The organism is Novosphingobium sp. TK71 (assembly GCF_055361505.1).
This window is the reverse complement of sequence record NZ_JBSZKA010000001.1, coordinates 1,864,161-1,888,025: the sequence shown is the minus strand read 5'-3', so window position 1 is coordinate 1,888,025 and position 23,865 is coordinate 1,864,161. Positions and strand designations below refer to the sequence as shown.

15 protein-coding genes are annotated in these 23,865 nt (G+C 65.3%); 7 read left to right on the top strand and 8 right to left on the bottom strand.

The window, feature by feature from the left end; genetic code table 11:
* Nucleotides 1-28: 28 nt before the first annotated feature.
* A complete protein-coding gene (locus tag ACXJ16_RS24220; protein WP_185999196.1) occupies nt 29-3,202 on the top strand; it encodes a TonB-dependent receptor in 3,174 nt (1,057 codons plus the stop codon).
* Nucleotides 3,203-3,288: 86 nt separating this feature from the next.
* Here ACXJ16_RS24220 and ACXJ16_RS24215 read toward each other — a convergent pair whose 3' ends face one another.
* From ACXJ16_RS24215 to ACXJ16_RS24195, 5 genes are all read right to left on the bottom strand, one after another.
* Nucleotides 3,289-3,867 carry a DedA family protein gene (locus ACXJ16_RS24215; protein ID WP_324699149.1) on the bottom strand — a complete coding sequence of 193 codons (579 nt, stop codon included), beginning with the start codon at nt 3,865-3,867 and terminating at the stop codon, nt 3,289-3,291.
* Nucleotides 3,858-5,375 (bottom strand): glycerol-3-phosphate dehydrogenase, encoded by a 1,518-nt coding sequence (locus tag ACXJ16_RS24210; protein WP_443478555.1) that lies wholly within the window; start codon nt 5,373-5,375, stop codon nt 3,858-3,860. The genes ACXJ16_RS24215 and ACXJ16_RS24210 overlap by 10 nt, the downstream gene beginning before the upstream one ends.
* Before the next feature lie 84 nt (nt 5,376-5,459).
* Nucleotides 5,460-8,165: an exo-rhamnogalacturonan lyase family protein gene (locus tag ACXJ16_RS24205; protein ID WP_463922393.1), complete on the bottom strand. Its 2,706-nt coding sequence runs from the start codon at nt 8,163-8,165 to the stop codon at nt 5,460-5,462.
* 14 nt (nt 8,166-8,179) lie between these two features.
* The gene (locus tag ACXJ16_RS24200) at nt 8,180-8,893 is read right to left on the bottom strand and encodes a DUF6250 domain-containing protein (RefSeq protein WP_443478557.1); all 714 of its coding nucleotides are present in this window, start codon (nt 8,891-8,893) and stop codon (nt 8,180-8,182) included.
* The gene (locus ACXJ16_RS24195; protein ID WP_324699144.1) at nt 8,890-11,673 is read right to left on the bottom strand and encodes a TonB-dependent receptor; all 2,784 of its coding nucleotides are present in this window, start codon (nt 11,671-11,673) and stop codon (nt 8,890-8,892) included. The genes ACXJ16_RS24200 and ACXJ16_RS24195 overlap by 4 nt, the downstream gene beginning before the upstream one ends.
* A gap of 433 nt (nt 11,674-12,106) precedes the next feature.
* Between ACXJ16_RS24195 and ACXJ16_RS24190 the strand changes: the two genes are divergently transcribed.
* The 4 genes from ACXJ16_RS24190 to ACXJ16_RS24175 all read left to right on the top strand — a co-directional run bounded on the left by ACXJ16_RS24190 (nt 12,107) and on the right by ACXJ16_RS24175 (nt 17,261).
* Complete coding sequence (locus tag ACXJ16_RS24190) at nt 12,107-13,480, top strand: ATP-grasp domain-containing protein (protein WP_463922391.1); 1,374 nt, start codon at nt 12,107-12,109, stop codon at nt 13,478-13,480.
* Nucleotides 13,477-14,268 (top strand): sulfite exporter TauE/SafE family protein, encoded by a 792-nt coding sequence (locus ACXJ16_RS24185; protein ID WP_054436148.1) that lies wholly within the window; start codon nt 13,477-13,479, stop codon nt 14,266-14,268. The genes ACXJ16_RS24190 and ACXJ16_RS24185 overlap by 4 nt, the downstream gene beginning before the upstream one ends.
* 195 nt (nt 14,269-14,463) lie before the next feature.
* Nucleotides 14,464-16,428 (top strand): TonB-dependent receptor, encoded by a 1,965-nt coding sequence (locus tag ACXJ16_RS24180; protein WP_463922390.1) that lies wholly within the window; start codon nt 14,464-14,466, stop codon nt 16,426-16,428.
* Complete coding sequence (locus ACXJ16_RS24175; RefSeq protein ID WP_463922389.1) at nt 16,425-17,261, top strand: HoxN/HupN/NixA family nickel/cobalt transporter; 837 nt, start codon at nt 16,425-16,427, stop codon at nt 17,259-17,261. Before ACXJ16_RS24180 ends, ACXJ16_RS24175 begins: the two co-directional genes overlap by 4 nt.
* On the opposite strand, the gene nikR is transcribed toward ACXJ16_RS24175, so the two are convergent.
* The 3 genes from nikR to ACXJ16_RS24160 form a co-directional block, all read right to left on the bottom strand.
* Nucleotides 17,244-17,717, bottom strand: coding sequence for a nickel-responsive transcriptional regulator NikR (gene nikR / locus ACXJ16_RS24170; protein ID WP_054436153.1), 474 nt, complete (start codon nt 17,715-17,717; stop codon nt 17,244-17,246). The two genes, ACXJ16_RS24175 and nikR, sit on opposite strands and share 18 nt — an antisense overlap.
* A gap of 205 nt (nt 17,718-17,922) precedes the next feature.
* Nucleotides 17,923-18,840 (bottom strand): BON domain-containing protein, encoded by a 918-nt coding sequence (locus ACXJ16_RS24165; protein WP_185999189.1) that lies wholly within the window; start codon nt 18,838-18,840, stop codon nt 17,923-17,925.
* Between the two features lie 165 nt (nt 18,841-19,005).
* A complete protein-coding gene (locus tag ACXJ16_RS24160; RefSeq protein WP_463922388.1) occupies nt 19,006-20,226 on the bottom strand; it encodes an NAD(P)/FAD-dependent oxidoreductase in 1,221 nt (406 codons plus the stop codon).
* Between the two features lie 176 nt (nt 20,227-20,402).
* Here ACXJ16_RS24160 and ku point away from each other — a divergent pair, with 176 nt between their 5' ends.
* Both ku and ligD read left to right on the top strand, forming a co-directional pair.
* Nucleotides 20,403-21,293, top strand: coding sequence for a non-homologous end joining protein Ku (gene ku, locus ACXJ16_RS24155; protein WP_463922387.1), 891 nt, complete (start codon nt 20,403-20,405; stop codon nt 21,291-21,293).
* Between the two features lie 15 nt (nt 21,294-21,308).
* Nucleotides 21,309-23,822 (top strand): DNA ligase D, encoded by a 2,514-nt coding sequence (gene ligD / locus ACXJ16_RS24150; protein WP_463922386.1) that lies wholly within the window; start codon nt 21,309-21,311, stop codon nt 23,820-23,822.
* Nucleotides 23,823-23,865: the final 43 nt, after the last annotated feature.

Below are 23,865 nucleotides of genomic sequence, written 5' to 3'. Positions count from 1 at the left end.
TCGACAGGGGTAAAAGAGGGGATTGGATATGCGTAAGCATGCCGTTGGAAATACGAGGATTTCTCGCACATCGAAGTTCACCGGCCATGCCTTGAGAGGCGTTTCCGGACTGGCTCTGGCAGGAGCCCTCGGCGTTTCCCTCCCCGCATATGCTCAGACTAGTTCGGAAGATCAGGGCGCTGTTGCCGAAGAACCGGCCAAGAAGCCGATAGACGACAAGACGGCGGAAAAGATCATCACTACCGCCAACGACATCGTCGTCGTCGGTACGCGGGCCTCGCTGCAATCGGCAACCAACCGCAAGCGCGAAGCGAGTACCATCGTCGATTCCATCGTGGCGGACGATATCGCCAGTTTCCCTGACAAGAACATCGGAGATTCGCTGGCCCGCATCACCGGCGTCCAGCTTACCCGCGATTTCGGCGAGGGAACGGCAGTCTCGATCCGAGGTGTCGAGCCGGACCTCAACCGCGTGGAAATCAACGGCGTCAGCCAGGTCAGCGCCACCGGCAGCCGCGCGGGTGACTTCCGCGAACTGGCGACCGAACTGGTCAAGTCGATCGACGTCTACAAGGGCTATGCGGCCGACCTTACCGAGGGCGGCATCGGCGGCACCGTGCGCGTGGAGACGCGCAAGCCGCTCGACCTGAAGGCCCCGCTGATGACGGGGGTGGTTTCATACCAGAACCTCGATACGGCGGAGACCTGGAAGCCGCGCATGACCTTCGTGGCCGGCACACCGAAATTCCTGATCGACGGCCTCGGCGTGCTGGTGAACGTCACTTACAGTGACGTGGATACCCGGCAGGATTATATCAGCAATACCAACTGGTCGCGCCTTGCCGACTTCGATCATTCGACCGAAAAGACCGTCGCGAACCCGCTTTACGCCAACTACAACACTTACGAGAGCTGCGCCGGCGTAGGCGGGGTGACCACTTCGGCGGCGACCGCCAACCGGCTGGCTTGCGAAACCCAGTTCTTCGACTGGGCACCAACGGTTCCGCGCTATCGTAGCTGGGTTCGCAATGACAAGCGCATTTCCGGCGATCTCGCGCTGCAATACCAGATCGCTCCGAACTTCCGGGCCTATGGCCAGGTGCAGATCAACAAGCGCAACCAGAACCTGCAGGATACCAATTATTCCGTCGACCTGACCCGTGTCGAGCGATTCAACCTCGATCCGGCATTGCCGGCGGGCGCAAACGGCGGAACTTCGCGCCGCCAGGTCCAGCTCGGTACTTCGACGGTCAATGAGAACCATGTCGTTACCAGCGTGCAGACCGCGCTCAATGCCGTGAACATCGGCACGGTGGCCGTGCCCAACTGGAACGGCGCTGCGAATATCGTCGGCGTGCAGCGCCGCGATTTCAGCTACGATCAGGATTCAAAGTACTTCACTGGTGGTTTCCGCTGGGACCTGAACCGCCTGCATATCGATTTCATGGGCTCTCACGCCAAGGCGACCACCGTGTCGGAGAGCAACCTGATCTCGCTCGGCACCAGCGTTGCCGGCATCACCGTCGATCGCAACAACGAGCAGGGAATCCCGGTCTTCACTTTCCCGTCGGAGTTCGATCCCGCCGATCCGGCCGTCTATTCGGACTTCACGCGGACGGGCGCCAACGGGCAGGTCCTGCCGGTCTACGGCCCGGCGCTGCAGTATCGCCCTTCGCAGGCAAGCAATACCGAGGACCAGCTCAAGTTCGATGCGGACTGGGAAATCGATCACCCGATCGTCAGCAAGTTCGAGTTCGGCGGACAGTTCCGCAAGCAGAAGTACGTCAGCTATAACGGCGGCGGCACCCGTCTTATCGACCCGGCGACCCTGACCTACCAGCAGAGCGCCAACGTGTCCTATACGACCCAGATCCAGGACAATCCCGCCCAGATCCGCAACGGCAATACCTGGTATCTGACCCCGGCGCAGTACCAGTCGCTGATTTCCGCGGTCGGCGGCACGCTGGGCGGGGCCCCGCTGTTCAGCGGCCTCAAGAATGCGCCTTCCGGCATTCCCTCCAACATCGCGTTCCCGAATTTCGATGCCGATGTGCTGTCGCAGTATTACGACCTCTCCGGCTTCGACCAGGATCTGGTGCGCAATGCGGACGGCCTCTCGCAGATTCCGGCCTATCTCATCAAGGAGACGGTCTACGCCGGTTACATCATGGCGGATATCGACACCGAAATCTTCGGCATGCGCCTGACGGGCAATGCCGGCTTGCGGTGGACGCAGACCAAGGATCAGGGGCTGGGCACCAACATTTCGCGCGTGACGCGCACGACGGCGACCGGCGGCACCGAAACCGTGGTTATCGCAGCCCAGGAAGCGCGTATTTCCAATACTTACACGGACTTCCTGCCCGCCTTCAACGCCAACCTGGCGATTACGCCGGACCTGTCGCTCCGCGCCAACTACGCCAAGAACCTGGCGCGTCCGCGGCCGACGGATCTGGTGCCGAACATCAACTGCCTCGACGACCAGACACTGACCGGCGCCGAGGATGTCTGCACCGCAGGCAATCCAGACCTCAAGCCCTATCGCGCCGATCAATGGGAAGTGAACCTGGCGTGGTATCCCAACGCCGATACCATGATCAGCCTCGGCTACTACAAGAAGTACGAATCCAGCTTCGTCATTCCGAACGTGGTGCGCAGCGGAGTGGACCTGTTCCACGACGGCATCACCTATACGGTGCGTCAGGCGGTAAACGGCTACGGCGCGCTGCTCGACGGGATCGAGGTAAGCGGCCAGACCGTGTTTACCTTCCTGCCACAGCCCTTCGACGGGCTCGGCCTGACCGGCAACATGACCTATGCCCGCGCAATCCGCACGAACCTGACGAACAGCGCGACGGGTCAGGAACTGAAGGAATATCCGGGGCTTTCCAAGTACACGTACAATGCCAGCGTTTTCTACGACAAGGGCTTCCTGAACGCACGCCTCAGCTACAACTATCGCTCCAAGTGGCTGAGCACCGTGCTGGATGCGGCGAATGGCAATAACCCCTTGTACCGCAAGGCGGAAGGCTATCTCGATGGCAAGGTAACGCTACGGTTCCCGAAGTATCACTTCAACGTTTTCTTCGAGATGCAGAACATCAACAAGGAATACTCGAAGGTCTACATCAACAAGGATATGCCGGTGGATCTTTACTATCCCGGTCGCCGCATGTTCATCGGTGTGCAGGCCAAGCTCTGACCTGAGCCGGAATTTTCGGTATCTGTTGCGGATCGCCCGTCCTGCCGATCAGGCATGGCGGGCGATCCGCATTCAGGCATGGCGGTTCAGTCCGCCGCCTTCGCAACTCGGGCAAGGCGGCGCCGCACGAGAACGATCGTGCCGGCAGCAAGGACCGCCAGCCCCGCTGCGGCCATGGCGACATGTTCGATGCGACCCAGCTTTCCGAATGCCATTTCTATCGCCTGCCCGAAGGTATAGCCGATAGCTGCAATGACGATGCCCCATACCGTTGCGGCCAGCGCATTCAGGACGATGAAGCGGCGTGCGGGAATGGAAGAGGTGCCGATAGCGATGGGGCTGACGGTTCTCAGCCCGTAGAGGAAGCGAAAGGCCAGGATGAAGCCCACCGGGTGCCGCTCGAGCAGCGCGAGCGCACGCGCAAAGGCCGGCTTCTCCGACAGCGCGCGTACGGCTGGCCGGGCGCGGAAATGCCGGCCGAGGAAGAAGAAAATCTCATCGGCAAGGAAGGAGCCGATTGCTCCGGCCGCCATCACTCCGCCGATCGGCAGAAGCCCTTGATGCGCGAGCAGCCCGCCCGTCATCAATGCGGTTTCACCTTCCGCGGCAGCGCCCAGCCCTACCGCCAGCAGTCCGAAATGGGCGATAAAGGTTTCTATGGACATTGGCTGCCCTGCTCGGCCAGCCAGGCATCCAGCAGGTCGGAGGTTTCCCGTGGCACGTGAAGGCCGAGCTTGCTGCGGCGCAAGAGAATGTCTTCGGCCGTCCGCGCCCATTCCTCGCGCACGAGATACTCGGCTTCGCATTCATGGAGCCCGCCGCCGAAATCCCGGCCAAGGTCGCCGGGGGCGCGGGCTGGCCCGAGCCATGCGGTAGCCCTCGTGCCGTAGGCGCGGGCGACGCGATGAAGCAGGAGCGCCGGCATCAGGGGATAGCGGGCCGTCAGATCGGACAGGAACCGCTCGAAATCGGCATCGGGGAAATCACCGCCGGGCAGCACCGCCCCGGCGGTCCATGCACCTCCCATTTCGGGGAAAAGGCCGGATAGCTGCGCCATCGCATGCTCGGCGAGCTTGCGATAGGTCGTGATCTTCCCGCCGAAGATGCTGAGCACGGGCGGGTGGTTACCGTTCGCCTCCAGATCGAGGACATAGTCGCGGGTAACCGCAGAGGCGTTGCGGGCATGGTCTTCGTAGAGCGGCCGGATGCCGGCGTAACTCCACGCGATGTCGGCGCTCGTGACGCGGCGATCGAAGTAGCGGTTGACCGTGTCGCACAAGTACCGGATCTCCCCGGCGCTGATCTCGGCCCTGGCCGGCGGCCCTTCCCATGCTTCGTCGGTCGTGCCGACAAGGGTGAATTCGTCCTCGTAGGGAATGGCGAAAACGATCCGGCGATCCGGGTTCTGGAGCATGAAGGCGTGTTCGCCCGGGTAGAGGCGCGGCAGGACTACATGGCTACCCTTCACGAGGCGCAGGCCGCGATCGCTGTTGTCTTTACCGAGCCGGTGCAGAACGTCCTTCACCCATGGCCCGGCCGCGTTGATCAGCGTTCTGGCGCGAATTTGCCGCTCTTGCCCGTCCTGTTCGAGCGTCGCCAGCCAGTGGTTGCCCTCGGCCCTTGCCGAGGCGAGACGGGTGCGGGTAAGAATTCGGGCACCGCGCGCGGCGGCGTCCATGGCATTCAGGACGACGAGGCGGCTGTCGTCCACCCAGCAGTCCGAATAGACGAATGCCCTGCCGGGATCGGGCTTCAGGCCGCTGCCTAACGGAGAGCGGGAGAGGTCAACGCTTTCGGTGCCGGGAAGCTTTCCCCGGGCACCGAGATGATCGTAGAGGAACAGGCCAAGGCGCACCAACCACGCCGGGCGAGGCGACTGCGACTGCGGCAATACGAAGCGCAGCGGGCGAATGATATGCGGCGCCATTCCCAGCAGCCGCTCGCGCTCTATCAAAGCTTCGCGAACCAGACGGAATTCGCCATATTCCAGGTAGCGCAGGCCGCCATGTATCAGCTTGGTCGATGCGGAGGACGTGTGACCGGCCAGATCGTCCTGCTCGACCAGCATCACCGAGAGCCCGCGGCCCGCCGCATCGCGAGCGATGCCCGCGCCGTTCACGCCGCCACCGACGATCAGCAGGTCAAACGTCTGCGGCGCGGTCGAATTCGGCAAGGTGATACGGCGTCTCCTGACTTGGGGCCGACCGTGTCCGCTAATCCGCTGCGTTGCAAGAGCTTCGGGATAGGCGGCAGGTTCTCATTCCACCAGCACGTTGCCGGGCAGGAGTGCGAGATTCTGGATTGCGGCAAGGCCCCACTGGGCCGCGCTGTTGGTCGAGAGGCCGGGGATTTCCACTTGCCCTTCCGCGACATTGTGCGCTGCCAGATCGGCGGGCAGATCCCGGTCGTGGAACTCTGCCCAGGCGCGTCTTGCCAGTGCCCTGTCGCCCAATGCATGGGCCGCATAGGCGGTGAGGCGCGAGTGTGCCTGGTGCAAGTTGTGCCCGCGCGGAGGTTCGCCGAAGCGGCGCTCCCAGTCAGCGGCGGGGGCATTGTACCAGGCGCAGTAGTCGATCCAGGCGGCGCGGTAGCGGGGGGTATCTACCAGCGGGAGCACTTCGGCCATGATCTCCACCACGCCGAACACGGCATTGAGGTGGCTGACGCTGATCTGGTCGCCGCCCGACACGAAGCGGCCGCTGGCGAGGTCGAAGTTGGCGCCGCCCGCCCACCATTGACGTGGCAGGGCGGCGATGCTGTCCATCCCGGCGACGATGCGGTCGCGCCAGCGGCGCTCGCCGGTGCGCTCCCATTCGGTGAACCATGCCGCGACAAGACTGCCCCAGCTCGTGCCGAACTGTAGCTGGATCACGCCGTCGGGCAGGTCCTTCGGCTTCGTGACCGCGGCGATGCCGCCGGGCGGCAGAGATTCCGGCGCACGGTCGGCGACCTTGCGGCCGATATCGACTTTCTGAAGCGCCCGGTCGGAATGGACCAGCGCGCGCATGAGGTCACCCACGCGTTCGTCGCCCGTGAGGTAATAATAGATCCGGCGATAGGCGGCATTGGAAACGCGCGGCTGCTTCGAACTGTCGCTCCAGTGCTGGACGCCGTGGCGGGTGCCGAGCCCGGCCCATGGGCCCATGTGGTAGACGTCGACCTCTCCGGTGTGGCGGGTCATCGCCTCGGCCATGCGGAAAAGGCCGGCGCGGCCGGTGCGCAAGTAGCTGTACCAGAGCCACAGGTCGGTCGAGAGTTCGCTGTTGTCCCAGGCATAGCCGCCGATGTCGTAGCGCCACTGATGCCGGTCGGCATCGTAAGTATGCATGACGTCGCCGTGGTTCCAGAAACCGTACCAATGGCGCCGCTCGATCTCGCCCTGGTAATGGCCGAGCAGCAGGTCGTTCTGACGTTCCACGGCCGCCGCTGCCGGGCCGGTGATCGCGGGTAGAGCCCAGTCTCCGAAGACCCCGGCAGCCCGGATCTGCGCGGGGCTCGCCAGGAGGCGCGGCGGGCGGGCGACGTGGGCGGCGTAGCTTTCCAGCGTTGCGGTATCGGGTGTGGCGGGCAGCGCCCAGAGCCAGAGTTCGTTGGTCCGCGCGATGCCCTTGGCGCAATCCCAGCCCGGCTCGTAGTCCTCGTAGGTCACGTCGAGGCCGCGGTTCTGCGCGGGGTAATCGGTCATGCCCAGCACGTCGCGATAGGAGCGCATGTCCAGCGCCGGAGCATCGGGCGCCCAGAGCCATGCGGTGAGTTCGGCTTCGTCTCCGGCAGCCCCGGCAATGTCGAGCTGGACCGGATGACGCTTCCAGAAGTCCGCCATGCCGATCGCCGCGCCGCCTTGCGGCGAACCGACATAGGCAAGACCGCGCGCACGGTGCCCTTCGAGAGACTGGATCGGCGCGCGCCCCTTGCGGGTGCGCTTGGTCACGACGAACCCCTCGGACGTACCCTGAAACAGCCGGAAATCGCCCCAGGCGGGAATGCTGTCGAGGAGCGGCGCGAACTTTTCCGGCAGCGCCGAGATACCCGTTGCGGCGCGGCCGTCGATCTGCGCTTGTCGGAAACCCTCGCCCGGATCGCGGCGCAGTCCGGTCAGCGGGCGCACGGCTTCGGCGAACAGGTTCTTTTCGGTGGCGAGGCGGACGTGCCGGTCATGCAGCGCGCCGCGCATCGGAACGCGGGCCTGCACGCCAAGCCCCGAGAGGAAGTCGCGATCGGCGTCGCCGTCCCAGATGAAGCTGTGCACGATCCGCACGGCGTCGCTGCCGCTGGTGAAGTAGAGCCTCAGGCTGAACGGCAGCCAGGCGCCTTCCTCGCCGGCATGGCTGCCCTCGACCTTGAGCACGGCGCGGACCGGGCCGGATTGCTCGATGGTCACGCTGCCTATGCGGCTGGTGAAATGGCGCTGGGTAAGGGTGTCTGCCTCCTCGCCCGAGGCCGCATCCTGCGCGCGGGCGACCAACGCGACATCGCGCAGGAGCACGCGGCCGTCGCGCTCGGCCGAGGCGATGACCGCGCTGCCCTGACGCGGCACGCGCCAGCATGTCGGGCCGACCTGCACGGCGATGGTTTCGCCCTGTTCCCTGACGGTGACTTTCTCGACCGGTGCAGCGGGGCGTCCGGGGGCGATCTTCACGGTCCGAGGCGCTGCACCGCCGCCAAGCGCATGGCCGCTCCACTTGATCGAACCGTCCGGCCAATAGGCGAGCGGCCAGCTTTGCACCGGCAGCGCGGCGCCTTCATTCGCTTGCGCGGCGAGGTTTCCGACCTGGCGCAAGACCCCGCGCGGCCAGGGAACGCCGAAGCTCTGGCCGCTGTCCCAACCCGGTGCCTCGCCATCGAGCCAGTGCAAGTCCGCATCTGGAGCCAAGGGCGAGGCGGCGAGAAGGCGGCCCGGAAGGGACAGGGCGGCGCCTCCGAGGAGACCGGCGCGCAGCAGCGCGCGACGTGAGCAGGGCATGACGGATCCTGGATTCAAGCGAGGCGGGAAACGGTGAAGTCGCGAATTCTGAGATGGCTTGCGGTGGTGCGCAGCGCGAAGTGGCCGCTGGCCAGCGGTGCCGGATCGTCGAAAGCGAAAAGCTGCCGGTCGCCCCGGAAGAAACCGATCCGCGCGCCGTCGGCCGTGAGACGGATGCGCTGCCAGCGGTTGCCGACAAGCATGTCCTCCGCGCCGCGCCGGTCGTTCTGCGGCAGCAGCGGGCGAATGCCGGGCGTTCCGACATAGCGGCGAAAGCGCGTGGTTGAATTGCCGTTTCCGCCGACGCCGACATAATAGGTTTCGAGGTCGTCGTAGTCCTCGAACCTGCCCGTGCGCGGGCGGGCCAGTGCGTTGCCTTTCGGCGCTGCCCGGTCCTGCGCCATCCAGAAGCAGTTGAGGTCGCTCACCCGGTCATGGGCGCCGCCTTCGGAGACCGCCTGCGCTTCGTAGTCGATGGCGATACGGCCTGCGAGGCGCGGCAGGAACCAGAGCGTCAGTCCTGCCGGTGCCTCGATATCGAGCACACCGCCGGTAGCGGACACGCGCGCCGGAGCCTCCGCTTCGATCCGCCATTGGCCGAGGCCGTGGCGGAAGCGGTCCGAGAACATCGTCCGCTGCCCGCCCCGCGTGAAGGCCGGGACCGGCAGGAGACATGCTCCCGCCAGCCCCGTCATCATCGCGCGCCGGGAAAGTGCCCGTGCGCTCACAGCTTGGCCCGTACGCCGAAGTAGACGCGGCGGCCGTAAGTCTCGATCACGTTGCGGCGATAGATGCTGTTGGCGTTCTCGATCCGGGTGGAATCGGTGAGGTTCACGCCCTCCAGGAACACCGAGACATGCGGGTTGATGACATAGCTTGCCGAGGCGTCGAACTGGCCGAAGGATTCGCCGAACGAGGGGTTGTTGCCGCGATCGACGGCGTTGATCAGGTAGCGGCTGCGCCAGTTGTAGGACCCGCGGATGGCGAAGCGGCCGTCGTCGTAGAACACCGAGGCGTTGTAGCTGTTGCGCGAAACGCCCGGGAACGGCAGGGAGCCGCCGGTGAAGTAGTCCTTTCCTTCATAGCCGCTGTCGCTGTTGAAGGTGTAGTTCGCGGTCACGCCCAGGTTGCTCAGCAGGCCGGGCAGGAAGTCCAGTCCAAGCTGCGCGCCTGCCTCGAAACCCTGAATGGTGACATGCTGGGTGCCGTTGACCGGAAGCCTTATGGTGTAGACCTGCCCGTCGATCTCCTCTTCCTGGCTCTGCGTGTCGATGAACGACTTGATGTCCTTGCGGAAAGCCGTGACCGAGACGTAGTTGGTGCGCGACAGGTAGTATTCGAAGCCGAGGTCGTACTGCCAGGCGCGGTAGGGCTTGAGGCCCGGGTTACCGCGCGAGCCCGTGAGCGCCACGGAATCCAGCCTGACGTTGGGCGCCATCTGCGAAGGGGCAGGGCGGGCGAGCACATCCGAAGCGGTGGCGCGAACCACCAGCTTGCGCGGGATCACTTCGGCGCGCAGGTTCAGCGAGGGCAGCAGGACGGTATATTCGCCGGTGTAGCGGGCGGGCGTGATGACACCGTCCGTGCTCTGGCTACCGCTGGAAACCGTGCGCGTATGGACGAGGCGCGCACCGACCACGCCCGAAAGGTCAAAGCCCAGATCAAGGTTGAACGACCCCTGGAAGTATCCGGCGATCGTGCTCTCGCGGACCTTGTAGGTGTCGAGCGGTGAAATGCTGGTGTAGGGATCGGGAATGCCCACGGCATTGGCGAGATTGTCGCCAAGGTTCCACCAGCGATCGATGCCGGAGAAGCCGAGGTCGCCGGTCTTGAAGAAGCTGCCGTCACCCATGCCGCCGTAAGTGTTCAGCAGGTCCTGGATTCTGGCGAGCTGCGCGGCCGGGGTGGTGGTGGCGAGAACCTGCGTGCCGGTTACGCCCGAGCGGGTCAGCGTGGTCTGCCCGGTGATGCCGTTCAGCGTATAGACCGCGTTCTGGAAGCGGCTGCTGGACACCAGCTGGTTAAGCTCGACGCCGCTCTTGAGCGAGGTCAGGAAACCGCTTTCATCGGGCTTGTACTCGGCATCGAACTTGGCGCCGGTCTCGCGCTGCTTGTTGAGGCGCGGGCGTGCCTCGACCGAGAGGGTATTGATGCCTTCGGTCGTGGTGGTGTCGATCGGCAGGATGATGTTCGGCGCGTTCTGCGGGTTGTTGTAGTCGATCGTGATCCACGGCAGAGCGTCCTTGCCGGAAACCGAGGCGGTCACGTCCACTTCGTCGTTAAGCACGCGCGAGGCGGCATAAGTGCCGCGTGCCGAGAGCTTGAACTTGCCGGTGGTCCACTCGGCACCGAGAATGCCGTTGAAAGTGCGGCGGTTGAGGCTGCCGATCACGCTGCGGTAATTCACGCTCGGCCCGGAGCCGGGGTTCGAGCTGTTGACGAAGGTCACCGTCTGCGCGGTCTCGTCGCGAATGACGACACCGGTGGGATCGATGCCGCCGTTCGCCACGGATTGCGTGGTGCTGAGCTGGAGGTACTGGTCGTCCGAGGTCGTGTCGCTGCGGGTATAGGTGCCTTCGACATAGGCGCGGAAATCGTCGCTGGGCCGCCATTCGAGGATGCCGTTGAGGGCATAGCGCTTGGTCGGCTCGGTTGCGGTGATGTAACGCGGGATGTCGGGGTAGAAATCACCGAAGCCGCTGCCGTCGAGATCGACACAGCGCGCCTGGTTGCGGCCGGAGAGGCAGTTCTGCGCGGCGGGGGTGGCGGGCTGGGTGGTTTCGACCTGTCGCCACCCGGTCGTGCGCGCCTGGTCGTAGCGGATCGTGCGTTCTTCGTAAGTGCCTGAGAGCAGCACGCCGATGGTGTCGTGGGCAAAGAGCTTCGAGCCGATCACCGCGAACTTGGGGTCCACCTTGTCGGCCAGTTCGTTGTAGATGCCCTGGGCCGAGCCGGCGAGGTAGCCTTCCTTGCTGTCGAACGGGCGGCGGGTGATGATGCGCACGGTGCCGCCGAGGCCGCCCTCGGTCATGTCCGGGGTGGCGGACTTGAGCACTTCGAGGCGCGACACGAATTCGGCAGGAAGATCGCGGAAATCGACCGCGCGGTTGCTGCCGTTGCCGGCCGCTGCCGCGATCGAGGTGGAAAGCGCCGACTGGCCGTTGATCTCGACGCGGTTGAGCGAGGCATCGGCGCCGCGAATGGTGATCGCCTGCCCTTCGCCGCCGCTGCGGGTGATCTGGACGCCGGTAATGCGCTGGAGCGCCTCGCCGATGTTCTTGTCCGGGAACTTGCCCACGTCCTCGGCCGAGATGGCGTCGACGACTTGTGCGGAATCGCGCTTCACGGCCAGCGAGTCAGCCAGGCTCTTGCGGATGCCGGTGACGATGATGTCGGCGCGCGAAGTGTCGTCAGCGGCGGTTTCTCGCGTGTTCTGCTGCTGCGCATCCTGTGCGAAGACCGAGGTGCTGGTGAGGAGAAGCGCAATGGCTCCGGTGAAACGATACACGACAATGTGCCCCTTTTTGTCGGACTAAAAAGCGACGTCGGGCTAATCTCTACCGATTTGGTTGACAAAAAAGATTTTCTACGGGCACCGGAAGGCCGGAGGCGTCCGCAATGATAGATGAGCAGGACGAATATATTGCGCCATGCCAATGGCCTGCCCGCTGCGGCAAACCCGCCGATCGGCTCAAATCCTCGCTTGGCGCTGAACAGGTGCATGCTTCAGCACAACTCATAAAAAGATGCGCGAAACGCAATTAAAAGGCTGCATTACGCAAGCCGGGAGTTTGGGCGCTAGTCAGGCCAGGCCCGCGATTGACGCCGTTCTGCAACCGATGCGGCGCTAGAGGTGTTATGCCCTCGTCCAGTCGGCTTCAGCCGACAGGCGGGGCGTGGCCGCAGGAAATGCCGAATTTCGGCCGACAAAGGAGAAGCGATTGCGGGGCTGGGTCCTGTTTCATCGAGAGCTTGATCCGGCCATCCCGGAGGTTCCGGAAATCCTGAGGTTTCAGGAAGCCGCAAGCGCCATGGGCATCGAGCTGCACATTCTCAATCCGCATCGCTTCGATCTCATCGTGGGCGCGGGGGACGATTGGGGGACGAAGTACCAGGGCCATCCGATGGAGCGGCCCGACTTCATCCTGTGCCGTACCGGCGCCGAGACGGACTACTTCACACTGGCACTGCTGCGCCATTTCGAACGCCGCGGAGTGAGGCTGGTGAACGGCCCTGCAACTATCGAACGGGTGGCGGACAAGCTGCATACGCTCCAGAGCCTGAGCCGGGCGGGCCTTCCTATTCCGCGCACGATCCTGGGTACTTTTCCGATCGACGTCGGACTTGTGGAGCGTGAACTGGGCTTCCCGCTGATCGTGAAGACGCTCAAGGGAACGCGCGGCGCCGGCGTCCTGAAATGCGAGGACCGCGAGCAGTTCGAGGATCTGGCGGGCTTGCTGGAAAGTGCCGAGGCCAAGGCCGATTTCATTCTCCAGCACTATGTCCGTGCCAGCCATGGCCGCGACGTGCGCGTGCTGGTGGTGGGAGGCCGCGTGGTGGCGGCCATGGAACGGCGGTCGATGACGGGCGGTTTCAAGTCCAACGTTTCGCTGGGAGGCGTCGGGGTGGCGTACAACCCGCCACCCGAGATGGCCGAGCTTGCGGTGCAGGCGGCCGACGTGCTGGGCCTCGACGTGACCGGGATCGACATCCTGTTCGACGAGGACGGCTATCGTATCTGCGAGGCGAATTCGGCGCCGGGGTTCCAGGGCCTCGAACGCGCCAGCGGAATGGACGTGCCTTCCACCATTCTCGAATGGATCAGGTCGACGCAGGACGCCCCTGCCGAAACGCCGGTGCCGGCCGAAAGCAATGCCCTGGCCGAACTGATGTTCGGCGGCCGCACGGGCCTTCGGTCGATCAGCGATCGCAACGCCGATCCCAGGCGCTTCGCCCGCGCAATCGGTCTCAGGATGATCGCCGCCGGGGTCAACTGTCTTGCCCATGCCGCGATCCCGGCACCTCTGGTTGACCGGAAGAGCCGCACCAGCCTTGGTCTTCGCACCTTGTTCGAGGGCCGGGTCCGCACCGATCTGTCGGCGCTGGACGATCTCGAACAGGAGCGGACCTTGCTGGTCGTGCTGGGCGTGGCGATCTGGGCGGCGGTGCTTCCCTGGCTTGCCGGGGCGGAAGCTGCCCTGAGCGGGCTCCTTTCGGTGATCGCGCTGAGCTTCCCCATGCTGTTCCTGTTCACCGCGCCGGCCGGACGCTTCGGCAAGCCCGCCTCCCAATTGCGACGGAAGATGCGCCGATGATCGACCCGGCTACGATACCCTGGTCCGACCTGATCCCGTTCATCCTGATAGGCTTCGCCGCACAGACCGTGGACAGTGCGCTGGGCATGGCCTTCGGTGTGATCGGCAATTCCTTGCTGATGCTGCTGGGCATGCCGCCCGCGCTGGCTTCCTCGGTGACACATACCGTCGAAGGTTTCACCAGCGGCGCTTCCGGCGTTGCGCATGTTCTCCAGCGCAACGTCGACTGGTCGCTGTTCGCGCGGCTGGTGATCCCCGGTATCGCGGGCGGGCTCTGCGGTGTCTGGCTCCTCTCCGTGGTGAGCCTGACCATCGTTCGGCCTGCGGTGTTCGTCTACCTCGCGGCCATCGGGGTCTATCTTATCTGGCGCGGAGCAAGGCGCCCGCAGGCCTATCGCCGGATGAAGCTGGTCGGTCCGCTGGGGCTGGCCGGTGGCTTCCTCGACGCGGTAGGCGGCGGTGGCTGGGGGCCGGTGGTGACGGGCAACCTGCTGGCGCAGGGCATGACGCCGCGCATGGCGATCGGCACGGTGAATGCCGCAGAGTTCTTCGTCACCGTTACCGTCCTGTCGGCATTCATCGGCAAGCTGGGCTTGCAATCCTTCACGATCGCCGCCTCGGGGTTGCTGATCGGCGGGATCGTGGCGGCGCCGGTTGGCGCGCTCGTGACGCGGCGCCTTTCCTCGACGAGCCTGCTGAGAGGCGTCGGCAGCGTCCTGATAGCGATCAGCCTCGTCGGGCTGCTCTCGCTGATGTTCGGGGCGATCCCGGTATTCGCCCGCTTCTAAGCGGATCCACCCGGCGCATACGTCAAATGCCCCATCCTGGGTGCGGCGAAGATTCGTATGAATATCGCGATGATTATTCATACTCAATCGGTGCCGGGTGCGACTCGCTCGTTTGGGCGCAGTGCTTGTCGCAGCGCGGCTGTTGCGGCCGCCCTGCTGTCTGCCCACCCGGCCCTGGCCGAGGAGGAAGTGCCTGTGGCGGCGGACAGGGAGATCGTTGTCTACGGGCGCGGTCTTGCGCAGATCGGGATTGCGCAATCCGGCTCGCAAGGCGTCGTGGGCTATGAGGATTTCGCGGACAAGCCGCTCAGCCGCGTGGGCGAACTGGTCGAGAATGTGCCGGGTGTGATTGCCACGCAGCATTCGGGCACGGGCAAGGCGAACCAGTATTTCCTGCGCGGCTTCAATCTCGATCACGGCACCGATTTTGCGGGATTCGTCGACGGCGTGCCCATCAACATGCGCACGCATGGGCATGGGCAGGGCTATCTCGATCTCAACTTCCTGATCCCTGAACTGGTTGAGCGGATCGACTATCGCAAGGGCCCGTACTTTGCGGATGTCGGGGATTTCTCAGCCGCCGGAACCGTGCAGTTCAGGACCGCCGACAGCCTGTCCCGCCCGCTGATGGAGGCGACGGCAGGCAGTTACGGCTACTACCGGGCGCTGGCGGCCGGTAGTGTGAAGGCGATGGGCGGAGACCTGCTCATGGCGGTGGACGGCACGCATTCCAACGGCCCCTGGGATCTCGATGAGGACCTGAAGAAGGTCAACGGCCTGCTGAAGTATACCCAAGGCACACAGAAACATGGATGGAGCATCGGTTTCACCGGCTACCGCGCGACCTGGAATGCGACGGACCAGGTTCCCCGGCGCGCCATCGACGAAGGGCTGATCGATCGTTGGGGAAACATCGATACCGCACTTGGCGGACGCACGACCCGGCTTGGCCTGTTCGGGAACGCCGCGCTCGGGAATACGGAAATCTCCGCCTATGCGACCTATTACCGGTTCCTGCTGACGTCCAACTTCACATACTTCCTGAATGACCCGGTCAACGGCGACGAGTTCCAGCAGCGCGACCGGCGCGGCGTTTTCGGTGGCTCGGTCCGTCACCGTATCGAATCGCAGTTCGCCGGTCTGCCGGTCACCTTCACGCTGGGTGGGGACGGGCGGTGGGATCATATCGGCAAGATCGGGCTCTATTCCTCGGTCGCCGGCGTAACGCGCGCGGCGATCCGGGAGGACAAGGTCGACGAGTACAGCGGCGGTGCCTATGGCGAGGCGGAGGCCGCGCTTTCTGGCCGGCTGCGCCTGACGCTGGGCCTGCGCGGCGATGTCTATGGTTATGACGTGAATGCCCTGACGATGGCCGCCAATTCCGGCAAGGGTTCCGACGCGATGCTGAGCCCGAAAGCCGCGCTGGCCTGGCGAGCGACCGACCGGCTGGAGTTCTACGCCAATTACGGAGAGAGCTTCCATTCCAACGATGTGCGCGGGGCGGCGATCCGCAACGATCCCGTCACGGGGGAAGCGGTGGGCCGCGTGCCGGTGCTGGTGAAGGCGCGGGGTGAGGAACTGGGCGTGCGGCTGGAACTGCCGCGCTTTACCGCCTCGCTCGTGGCCTTCCACCTCAGCCTCGGTTCGGAACTGGTCTTCGTGGGTGACGGTGGCTCCACCGAGCCCAACGATGCCACGCACCGCCGCGGCGTGGAGGCGACGCTGTTCTGGCGCCCGGTGGACTGGCTGGCGCTGGATGCCGCCGGTGCGCTCACCCATGCGCGGTTTCGCGGCGTCGATGCGGGGGAGGACCGCATTCCCAACGCCGTCAGCGAAGTCCTTTCGGCCGGAGCGGCGGTCGAACTGGGCCATGGCTTCAGCGGCGCCCTGCGGCTGCGCCACTTCGGCGCGGCACCGCTGATCGAGGACAACAGCGTGCGTTCGCATCCCACCAGCCTCGTCAACCTGGGCGCCTATTACACGCGCGGTGCCGTGAAGATCGGTCTCGACGTGCTCAATCTCTTCGATGCCAGGGATGCCGACATCTCCTATTACTACGCCTCGCGTCTTGCCGGAGAGCCGGCGGAAGGCGTGGAGGACCGCCACATTCACCCGGTAGAGCCGCGCCAGGTTCGCCTTTCCCTGAGGTATCGCCTGTGATCGATCCGGCCACGCTCTCGTTTCAGGCGCTTCTGCTGACCGGTTTCGCGCTTGGCGCGCGCCATGCGCTGGATGCCGATCATCTTGCCGTGGTAGACGCTGCCGCGCGGCGATCTGCGGTTTCCCGGCCGTGGCACGCCCGCATGGCGGGGGTCTCCTTCGCGGCCGGTCACGTTCTGGTCGTGACCGGGATCGCTTTTGCCGGATGCCTGTTCCTTTCCCGCCAAGTGGCCCCGCCCGACTGGCTGGCGCTGACGGGAGTGGCCATATCGGCCACGACACTGATCCTGCTGGGCATGATGAACCTGCGCGCGGTACGTCGCCATGCCGGAACCGGGCCGGTCCAGGTCCGGGGCTGGCGCAGCCGGCTGGTTCCTCCTGCCGACAGGAGCCTGATGATCGTGCTGACCGGCGCCCTTTTTGCGATCTCGTTCGATACGGTGGCGATCGCGCTCGGGCTGGGGGTTGCGGGAAAGCTGCTGGGCGGCTGGCCCTGGGCGCTGATGGGCTGTGCAGGTTTCGCGGCGGGAATGGTGCTGGTGGGAACCGCGAACGGGGCCTTGACCGTCCATCTCCTGCGCTCGGCTGACGCGCGCGCGGCGATGGTCTCGCGCGCCGTCACCGGCGGGATCGGACTTGCCAATCTCGGGCTTGGCCTGCTGGGAATGGCGGCCCTGCTGCTGCCGAGGCTGGATCAATGGCGCGAGGCGCACGGGCTTGCCGCCAGCGCTGCGGTCGTCGCGCTCAGCGCCGGGACTTTCGCCTTCGCTGCGCTGCTGCACGCCCTGCGTGCCAAAGGAGGGCGCGCCGGGCCTTCACTTGCTGCGCGGTGACATATGCGCATGGCCGTGGTGGTCATGCGCGCCGGCGTGGTCGTGACCGTCTCCGGCTTCCACGTCGAGCATGTTGATCGTGCCGAAGCGCACGCCCCGCTCGGCCCGGACACGGTCGGCGAAAGCCTTGACCTGGCGGGTCGGCCCCTTGAGCATCACGCTTTCCAGTCCGTGGTCATGGTCCAGCCTGACCAGCGTGCTGGCCGCCACCAGATCGTGGTGTTCGTGCTGGAGATCGGCAAGGCGCTGTGGCAGCGAGCGGGTGCGGCGGTCGAAGACGTAGGACAGGTTGGCCACGCAATGCTCGCTGCGGCTGTTCTCCTGCCGCCAGCTTTCGATGGCGCCGCGCACAAGGTCGCGCATGGCTTCCGAACGGCTCTGATAGCCGCGCTCGGCAATCAGCTGGTCCAGCGTCTCCACGAGTTGATCGTCGATGGAGATGGTCACGCGCTGCATGGATCGGGCACTTTCGGGATGGAAAAGACAGGCCCTGTCTGGCGCGGTGATCGGGCCCCGTCAAACCCGGCCTCCAGCCCCGACACGCATGAACCACGGGCCAAGGCGAACAAACCGAGCCACAGCGGATGCCGAGAGAAATGGATGCGAAAAGGGGAAGCCCTTTCGGGCTTCCCCTCGAACCTGCCCGCGTGTCGCTGAGCGATCAGCGAGACAGCGGCGTGGTGGCCGATGGCGTGGTCGTGCTTCCCACCGAATCGCCGACGCGCAAGTTGTTCTGCACATGGCGCACGCCGGTGATATCGTCCGCAAGGTCTTCGGCGCGGCGCTTCGACTGGCGGCTGCTCACCGTGCCCTCAAGCGTGACTTCACCGTCCTTTACCACAACCCGGACATGGCTGGCGTCGATCCGCCAGTCATTCGTCAGCGTATCGTTCACGTCCTCGCGAATACGTTCGTCGGAGCGGGTGTAATCGGACGGCCCGCGGCCGCGATGATCCTCGCGGTGGTCTTCCTCGCGCCGGCGCGTGGCATCCTCGCTGCCGAACCAGCTTGCGATCTCGTCGCCCGCGCGTTCGAGGAAGCCGCGGCGTTCGCCATATTCGCGCCAGCCGCCATAGTCATCGCTGGATGCCCAGCTTCCGGGGCCATGGCTGGGCCGATAGGAACCGCTCGGCCTCATGCCGCCGGTCAGGCCGCCGCCGCGATTGTAGAAATCCCGGCCGCCATAGTCGTCGCCGGTGAATTCGGCGAAGTCGTTGCCGCCACTCGCATCGAAAGTGTGCGTGGGGTATTCGGAGGTGCTTGCTGAGCGGCTCTCCCCGGAGAAGCGATAGCGGCGTTCGCCTTGCAGGGGTCGCCTGTCGTCGCCGCGATAATCGCGCGAGCCGGTATCGTATCGGCTGGCGCTATCCGGGCGAGCCCTGTCGCGGGCGCGGCCTTCACCGAAGTGGCTGGTGCCCTGATCGTCATCCTGCACCCAGTCACCGCCGGCCTGACGGTTTGCGTCGGCTTGCCACTGATGGGTCTGGCGCGGCGAATCCCAGGACGATTCGTCACTGCGATAGCCGCCGGAAGGCTGCTTTCCGGCCGAGGGCGTGATGTTGGGATCGCGTCGATTCATGGCTGCTCTCCTTGGCGTTTTTCAAAACTTTCGGACGGAGGAGATGTCCGGGACTGGCCGGCTCTCTCGGCGTCTGAAGTTCAAACGGGCCGCCGGGGATTGCGATCCACTGTCCGGCGCGAATTGCGGGGCGTCTGTCGCAGAGGGCGGCGCAGGGGGCGGCGTTCAGGACGAAAACCGGTAGGGGTCGAACCCGTCGCCATCCGGGTCGGGCTCACCCGCAAGCTCGCGCTCCAGCAGTTCCGCGGCGAGAGCGGCGAAGGCTATGCCGTTGCCGCCGAACCCGGCCGCCAGCCAGACATGCTCCATCGAAGCGCTGCGGCCGATCGCGGGCAATCCGTCGGGGGAACTTCCGAAGGTCGCGCTCCAGGCGCGATCCCATGCGATCGGCCCGGACCCCAGCGTGGCGGCTAGCTTCGCGGCGATCGTTCCCGCCTTGCCGGGGAGCAGCGCATCGCGGTTGTCGGAATCGGCCAGTTCGACATCCTCGCCGCCCGCGATCACCCGCCCATCGGGTGTGGTGCGAACGTAGAGGTAGGGATCGCTCGCCTCCCAGATCATGGCGTCCTCCCGCCAGAGCGGAGCGATTCCGGGCCGCGTCGCAATGGCAAAAGTCGAAAGCAAGGAGAAGCTGGAGGGCAGGAACAGGCGCGCGCGCTCGTAGCCGGTGGCCAGGATCACGTCCCTTGCGCGGAACGAGCGCCCGTCGGACGCCTCCAGCACGATCCCGGCGGAATCGGGGTGCAGCGCGGCGATGTCGATCGGATAGACCACTTCCGCGCCGGACTGCCGGGCGCGGCCCAGCAGTTCGTGGCAGGTGTGCACGGGGTCGATGGAGAAGGAGCCGGAGGAGACGATACCGGCGCGGGGCGCCACTCCGAAACGTTCGGCCACGGCCGCCGCGTCGAGGTAGTCGGACGGCAGGTCATGGCGGCGATGGGCTTCGGCTTCCTCCCGCAGCCCATCGGCATCCAGCAGGTCGCCCGCGAGATAGAGCGTGGGACATGTGCGCTTGCCGTCGATCCCGAGCCGGTCCAGCCGTTCGCCGAACCGCTGGACCGCGGCGAACACGCGCTTCCAGCGCCGGGCCGCTTCCGGCTCGCCCAGCGTCCGGGCCAGGGTCAGCAGGGGCACGTCCATGGCCCACATGATCTGCGCGGTGGAGGCGGCGGTGCTGCCGCAGCCGGGCGGCCGGCGATCGCAGACGGCGACTTCCCGGCCGCTTGCGCTCAGGCGTTCGGCCAGGATCGCACCCATTATGCCGCCGCCCAGGATCGCGATGTCCACTTCGGCGGAAGGGAATTCCGAGGTCTTGGGGCAGTGCCATTCGCTTTCCCGCCAGGGCACGCTGCCGGTGCGCAAGTCGCGGGATTCCGTGAGAACCATCGATTGCTCGTTCATCGCCATTGCCGTCCTTCGCCTTTGCCGAACCAGACTGGAACGTGCGAGGCGGGCGTTTGGGGGCAGCGTGATCTTCATCTCTTTCGGCGCTCGCCCGAATGGCCACGGGAACCACGACAGGCCCTCGCGGCTTCCTTCTTCCTGCGAGGAAGGAACAGGCCATGGCCGCACGCGCATACTGGCAGGGACAGATCAGGCTGGCGCTCGTCTCGATCCCGATCGAGGTCTATCCGGCCACGAAGTCCGGCGCCGCGATCGCCTTTCACCAGATCCACGAACCCACCGGAAAGCGCATCCGCTACGAAAAGGTGGCCGCCGGCGTGGGCCCGGTGGACCGTGATGAGATCATCAAGGGCTACGAGGTATCCAAGGGCAACTACGTCCTCCTCGATGAGGAGGAGATCGAGGCGGTGAAGATCGAAAGCCGCAAGACCCTGGAGCTTGTCCAGTTCGTGGATGCCGACGAGATCGATGTGCTCTATTACGAGAAGCCCTACTTCGTGGTGCCGGCCGACGATCTGGCCGAGGAAGCCTATATCGTGCTCCGCGAGGCGCTGCGGAAAAGCCGCAAGGTCGGGCTAGGCCAGTTGGCGGTGCGGGGGCGCGAGCAACTCGTGTCGATCAAGCCCTGCGGACGGGGCCTCGTCATGGAAGTTCTCCGCTATGCAGACGAGGTGAACAAGGCGCAGGGCTATTTCCGCGAGATCGGCGACGACAGCCCTGATGCCGACCTGCTCGACCTGGCGACCACGCTGATCGACAAGAAGACCGCACCTTTCCGCCCGGCCGAGTTTCATGACCGCTACATCGACGCGCTTCACCGCCTGATCGACAAGAAGGTCAAGTCCAAGAGCAACAAGCGGGTGCTGGAGGACGTCGAGGAACCCGCCGGGAACCGCAAGGGCAACGTGATCGACCTGATGGCGGCGCTCAGGAAATCGGTAGGCGAAGGGGGAGCAGCGAAGAAAGCCGCGCCCGCGAAAAAGGCGCCTGCCAAACGCGCGGCGCCTTCCGGCAAGGCCGCGGCGCCGCGCGGCAGCAAGCGGGCCTGAGCCATGGCGCGAGGCGTGAGGAAACCCGATCCCCTTGCCGAATACAACCGCAAGCGCGACTTCGCGAGGACGGCGGAACCGTCAGGCAAACAGGGGGTGAGCGCCGGCGGCGATCTCTTCATCGTCCAGAAACATGCCGCGCGGCGGTTGCACTGGGATTTCCGGCTCGAAGTGGACGGCGTGCTCAAGTCCTGGGCGGTGACCAGGGGGCCGAGCGCCGATCCCGAGGACAAGCGCCTTGCGGTGCGCACCGAGGACCATCCGCTCTCCTACGCCGAATTCGAGGGAAGCATTCCGCACGGCGAATACGGCGGCGGCACGGTGATGCTGTGGGACGAGGGGACATGGGCGCCGGTCGCGGGCAAGAGCGCGAAGGATATCGAGCAGGGCCATCTGCATTTCGCCCTCCACGGGGAACGGATGAAGGGCGAATGGCTGCTGGTGCGCATGAAGGGCCGCCCCGGCGAGAAGCGCGAGAACTGGCTGCTGCGCAAGGTCGCAGACGATGAGGCGCTTTCGGGCGACAGGTTAGTGGACGAGGGGCTTACCAGCGTTCTCACCGGCCGGACCATGGCCGAGATCGAGGCCGATCGGCAGGGCACTCAGTCGCTCAGGGGCAAGAAAGGCAAGGCTTTCGCGCAGGCCATGGGCGCTGCGGCCGAGCATAATGCAAAGGCTGCGAAACCGAGGGCGCGCAAGGCGCGAACCGGCACGCCGCCGAAATTCCGCGCCTTGCAGCTCGCGACTTTGGTGGACGCGGTGCCGGACGGCAACCTGTGGATGCACGAGATCAAGTTCGACGGTTATCGTGCGCTGGTTGCGGCGGCGGGGAGCGCGGTCCGCGTCTTTACCCGCAACGGCCACGACTGGACCGACAAGTTCGCGCCGCTGGCCGGGATCATCGCCGGGCTGGACCTGCCGCCCTGCCTGGTCGACGGAGAGATCATCGCGCGGGGCGCGGATGGGAATCCGAGCTTCTCCAGCCTGCAGGCCGTGCTCAAGCGCGGTCATGGCAGCCAGAAGGACAGCGATGCTCTGGAGTTCCACGCATTCGACCTGCTGGAACTTGACGGTCGCGATCTGGCCCCGCTTCCCAATATCGAGCGGAAAGAGCGGCTGGAGGCGCTACTTTCGGAAGCGCTGCCGCCCGTTTTCGTGGCCGACCATGTGATCGGCGCGGGCGAAAAGCTATACGATGCCATGTGCCGGGCCGGGCAGGAAGGCGTGATCGCCAAGCGCATCGATGCAGCTTACGCGGGGCGGCGCACGCGAAGCTGGGTCAAGATCAAGTGCACCCGGCGGCAGGAGTTCGTGGTGATCGGCTGGAGCCGCTCCACTGCGCGCGGACGGCCGTTTTCCTCGCTTCTGCTGGGCCAGCACGAAGACGGCAGGCTGGTCTATCGCGGCAAGGTCGGCACCGGTTTCGACGCCGATGGGCTGAACGACATCGCCGCCAGACTGGCCCCTCTGGCACGCAAGACCGCGCCCGCCGAAGTGGCAGGCGCGGAGGCGCGGGGGGCGAGCTGGGTCACACCGAAACTGGTCGCCGAAGTGGCCTTCGCGGAATTCACGGCCGAAGGCCGGGTTCGCCATGCCAGCTTCCTGGGGCTGCGCGGGGACAAGGAAGCAAGGGAAGTTGCGCCGGAAATGCCAAAACCTGCCCCACGCGCCGTGATCGACGTGAAAGTGACCAGCCGCGACCGGGTGATATTTCCCGAAAGCGGCCAGACCAAGGGCGAGCTTGCCGATTACTACGCCGAGATCGCGCCGCTCATGCTGCCCTTTGCCGCCAACCGGCCGATCAGCCTCGTGCGGTGTCCTCAGGGCCGCGCGAAGAAATGTTTCTTCCAGAAGCATGACAGTGGCTCATTCGGCGAACATGTGCATCATGTCCCGATCCGCGAGAAGGATGGCGGCAGCGAGGACTATCTGTACCTTGGCGACGCGGACGGTCTGGTTGCCTGCGTGCAGATGGGCACGATCGAATTCCACGGCTGGGGCGCCCGCGCCGATGCGGTGGAGAAGCCTGATCGCATGGTCTTCGACCTCGACCCCGACGAAGGGCTGCCATTCCCGGAATGCCGCCGCGCCGCGCAGGACTTGCGCCGCCACCTTGCGGATATCGGCCTCGTCAGCTTTGCCATGCTTTCGGGAGGCAAGGGGGTGCATGTCATCGTGCCGCTTACGCCCGGTCACGACTGGGAAGCGCACAAGGATTTCTCGCGCCGGTTCGCCGAAGCACTGAGCCAGGCGGAACCCGATCGCTACGTCGCCACGATGAGCAAGGCCAGACGCAAGGGCAGGATATTCATCGACTGGCTGCGCAACCAGCGCGGTAGCACAGCGGTCCTGCCTTATTCCGCCCGTGCCCGTGTGGGAGCGCCGGTAGCGGTGCCGATCGCCTGGGACGAGCTGGACGAGATGAGCGATGCGCATCCCTTCGCGATCGGCGATGGCCACCGCCTGATCGAACGGGCCGCCCAACTGCGGGGGTGGGGTTTCGCCGAACAGAGCTTACCCGACTTGTGATCTGCAGCATGTTCATAATGTTCATTTGTGAACACTGCAAAAA

Excerpts from the sequence above, each read along its gene's own strand:
- ACXJ16_RS24220 (WP_185999196.1), top strand. The coding sequence starts at position 29 with ATGCGTAAGCATGCCGTTGGAAATACGAGGATTTCTCGCACATCGAAG.
- ACXJ16_RS24215 (WP_324699149.1), bottom strand. The coding sequence starts at position 3,867 with ATGTCCATAGAAACCTTTATCGCCCATTTCGGACTGCTGGCGGTAGGG.
- ACXJ16_RS24205 (WP_463922393.1), bottom strand. The coding sequence starts at position 8,165 with ATGCCCTGCTCACGTCGCGCGCTGCTGCGCGCCGGTCTCCTCGGAGGC.
- ACXJ16_RS24185 (WP_054436148.1), top strand. The coding sequence starts at position 13,477 with ATGATCGACCCGGCTACGATACCCTGGTCCGACCTGATCCCGTTCATC.
- nikR (WP_054436153.1), bottom strand. The coding sequence starts at position 17,717 with ATGCAGCGCGTGACCATCTCCATCGACGATCAACTCGTGGAGACGCTG.
- ACXJ16_RS24165 (WP_185999189.1), bottom strand. The coding sequence starts at position 18,840 with ATGAATCGACGCGATCCCAACATCACGCCCTCGGCCGGAAAGCAGCCT.
- ACXJ16_RS24160 (WP_463922388.1), bottom strand. The coding sequence starts at position 20,226 with ATGGTTCTCACGGAATCCCGCGACTTGCGCACCGGCAGCGTGCCCTGG.
- ku (WP_463922387.1), top strand. The coding sequence starts at position 20,403 with ATGGCCGCACGCGCATACTGGCAGGGACAGATCAGGCTGGCGCTCGTC.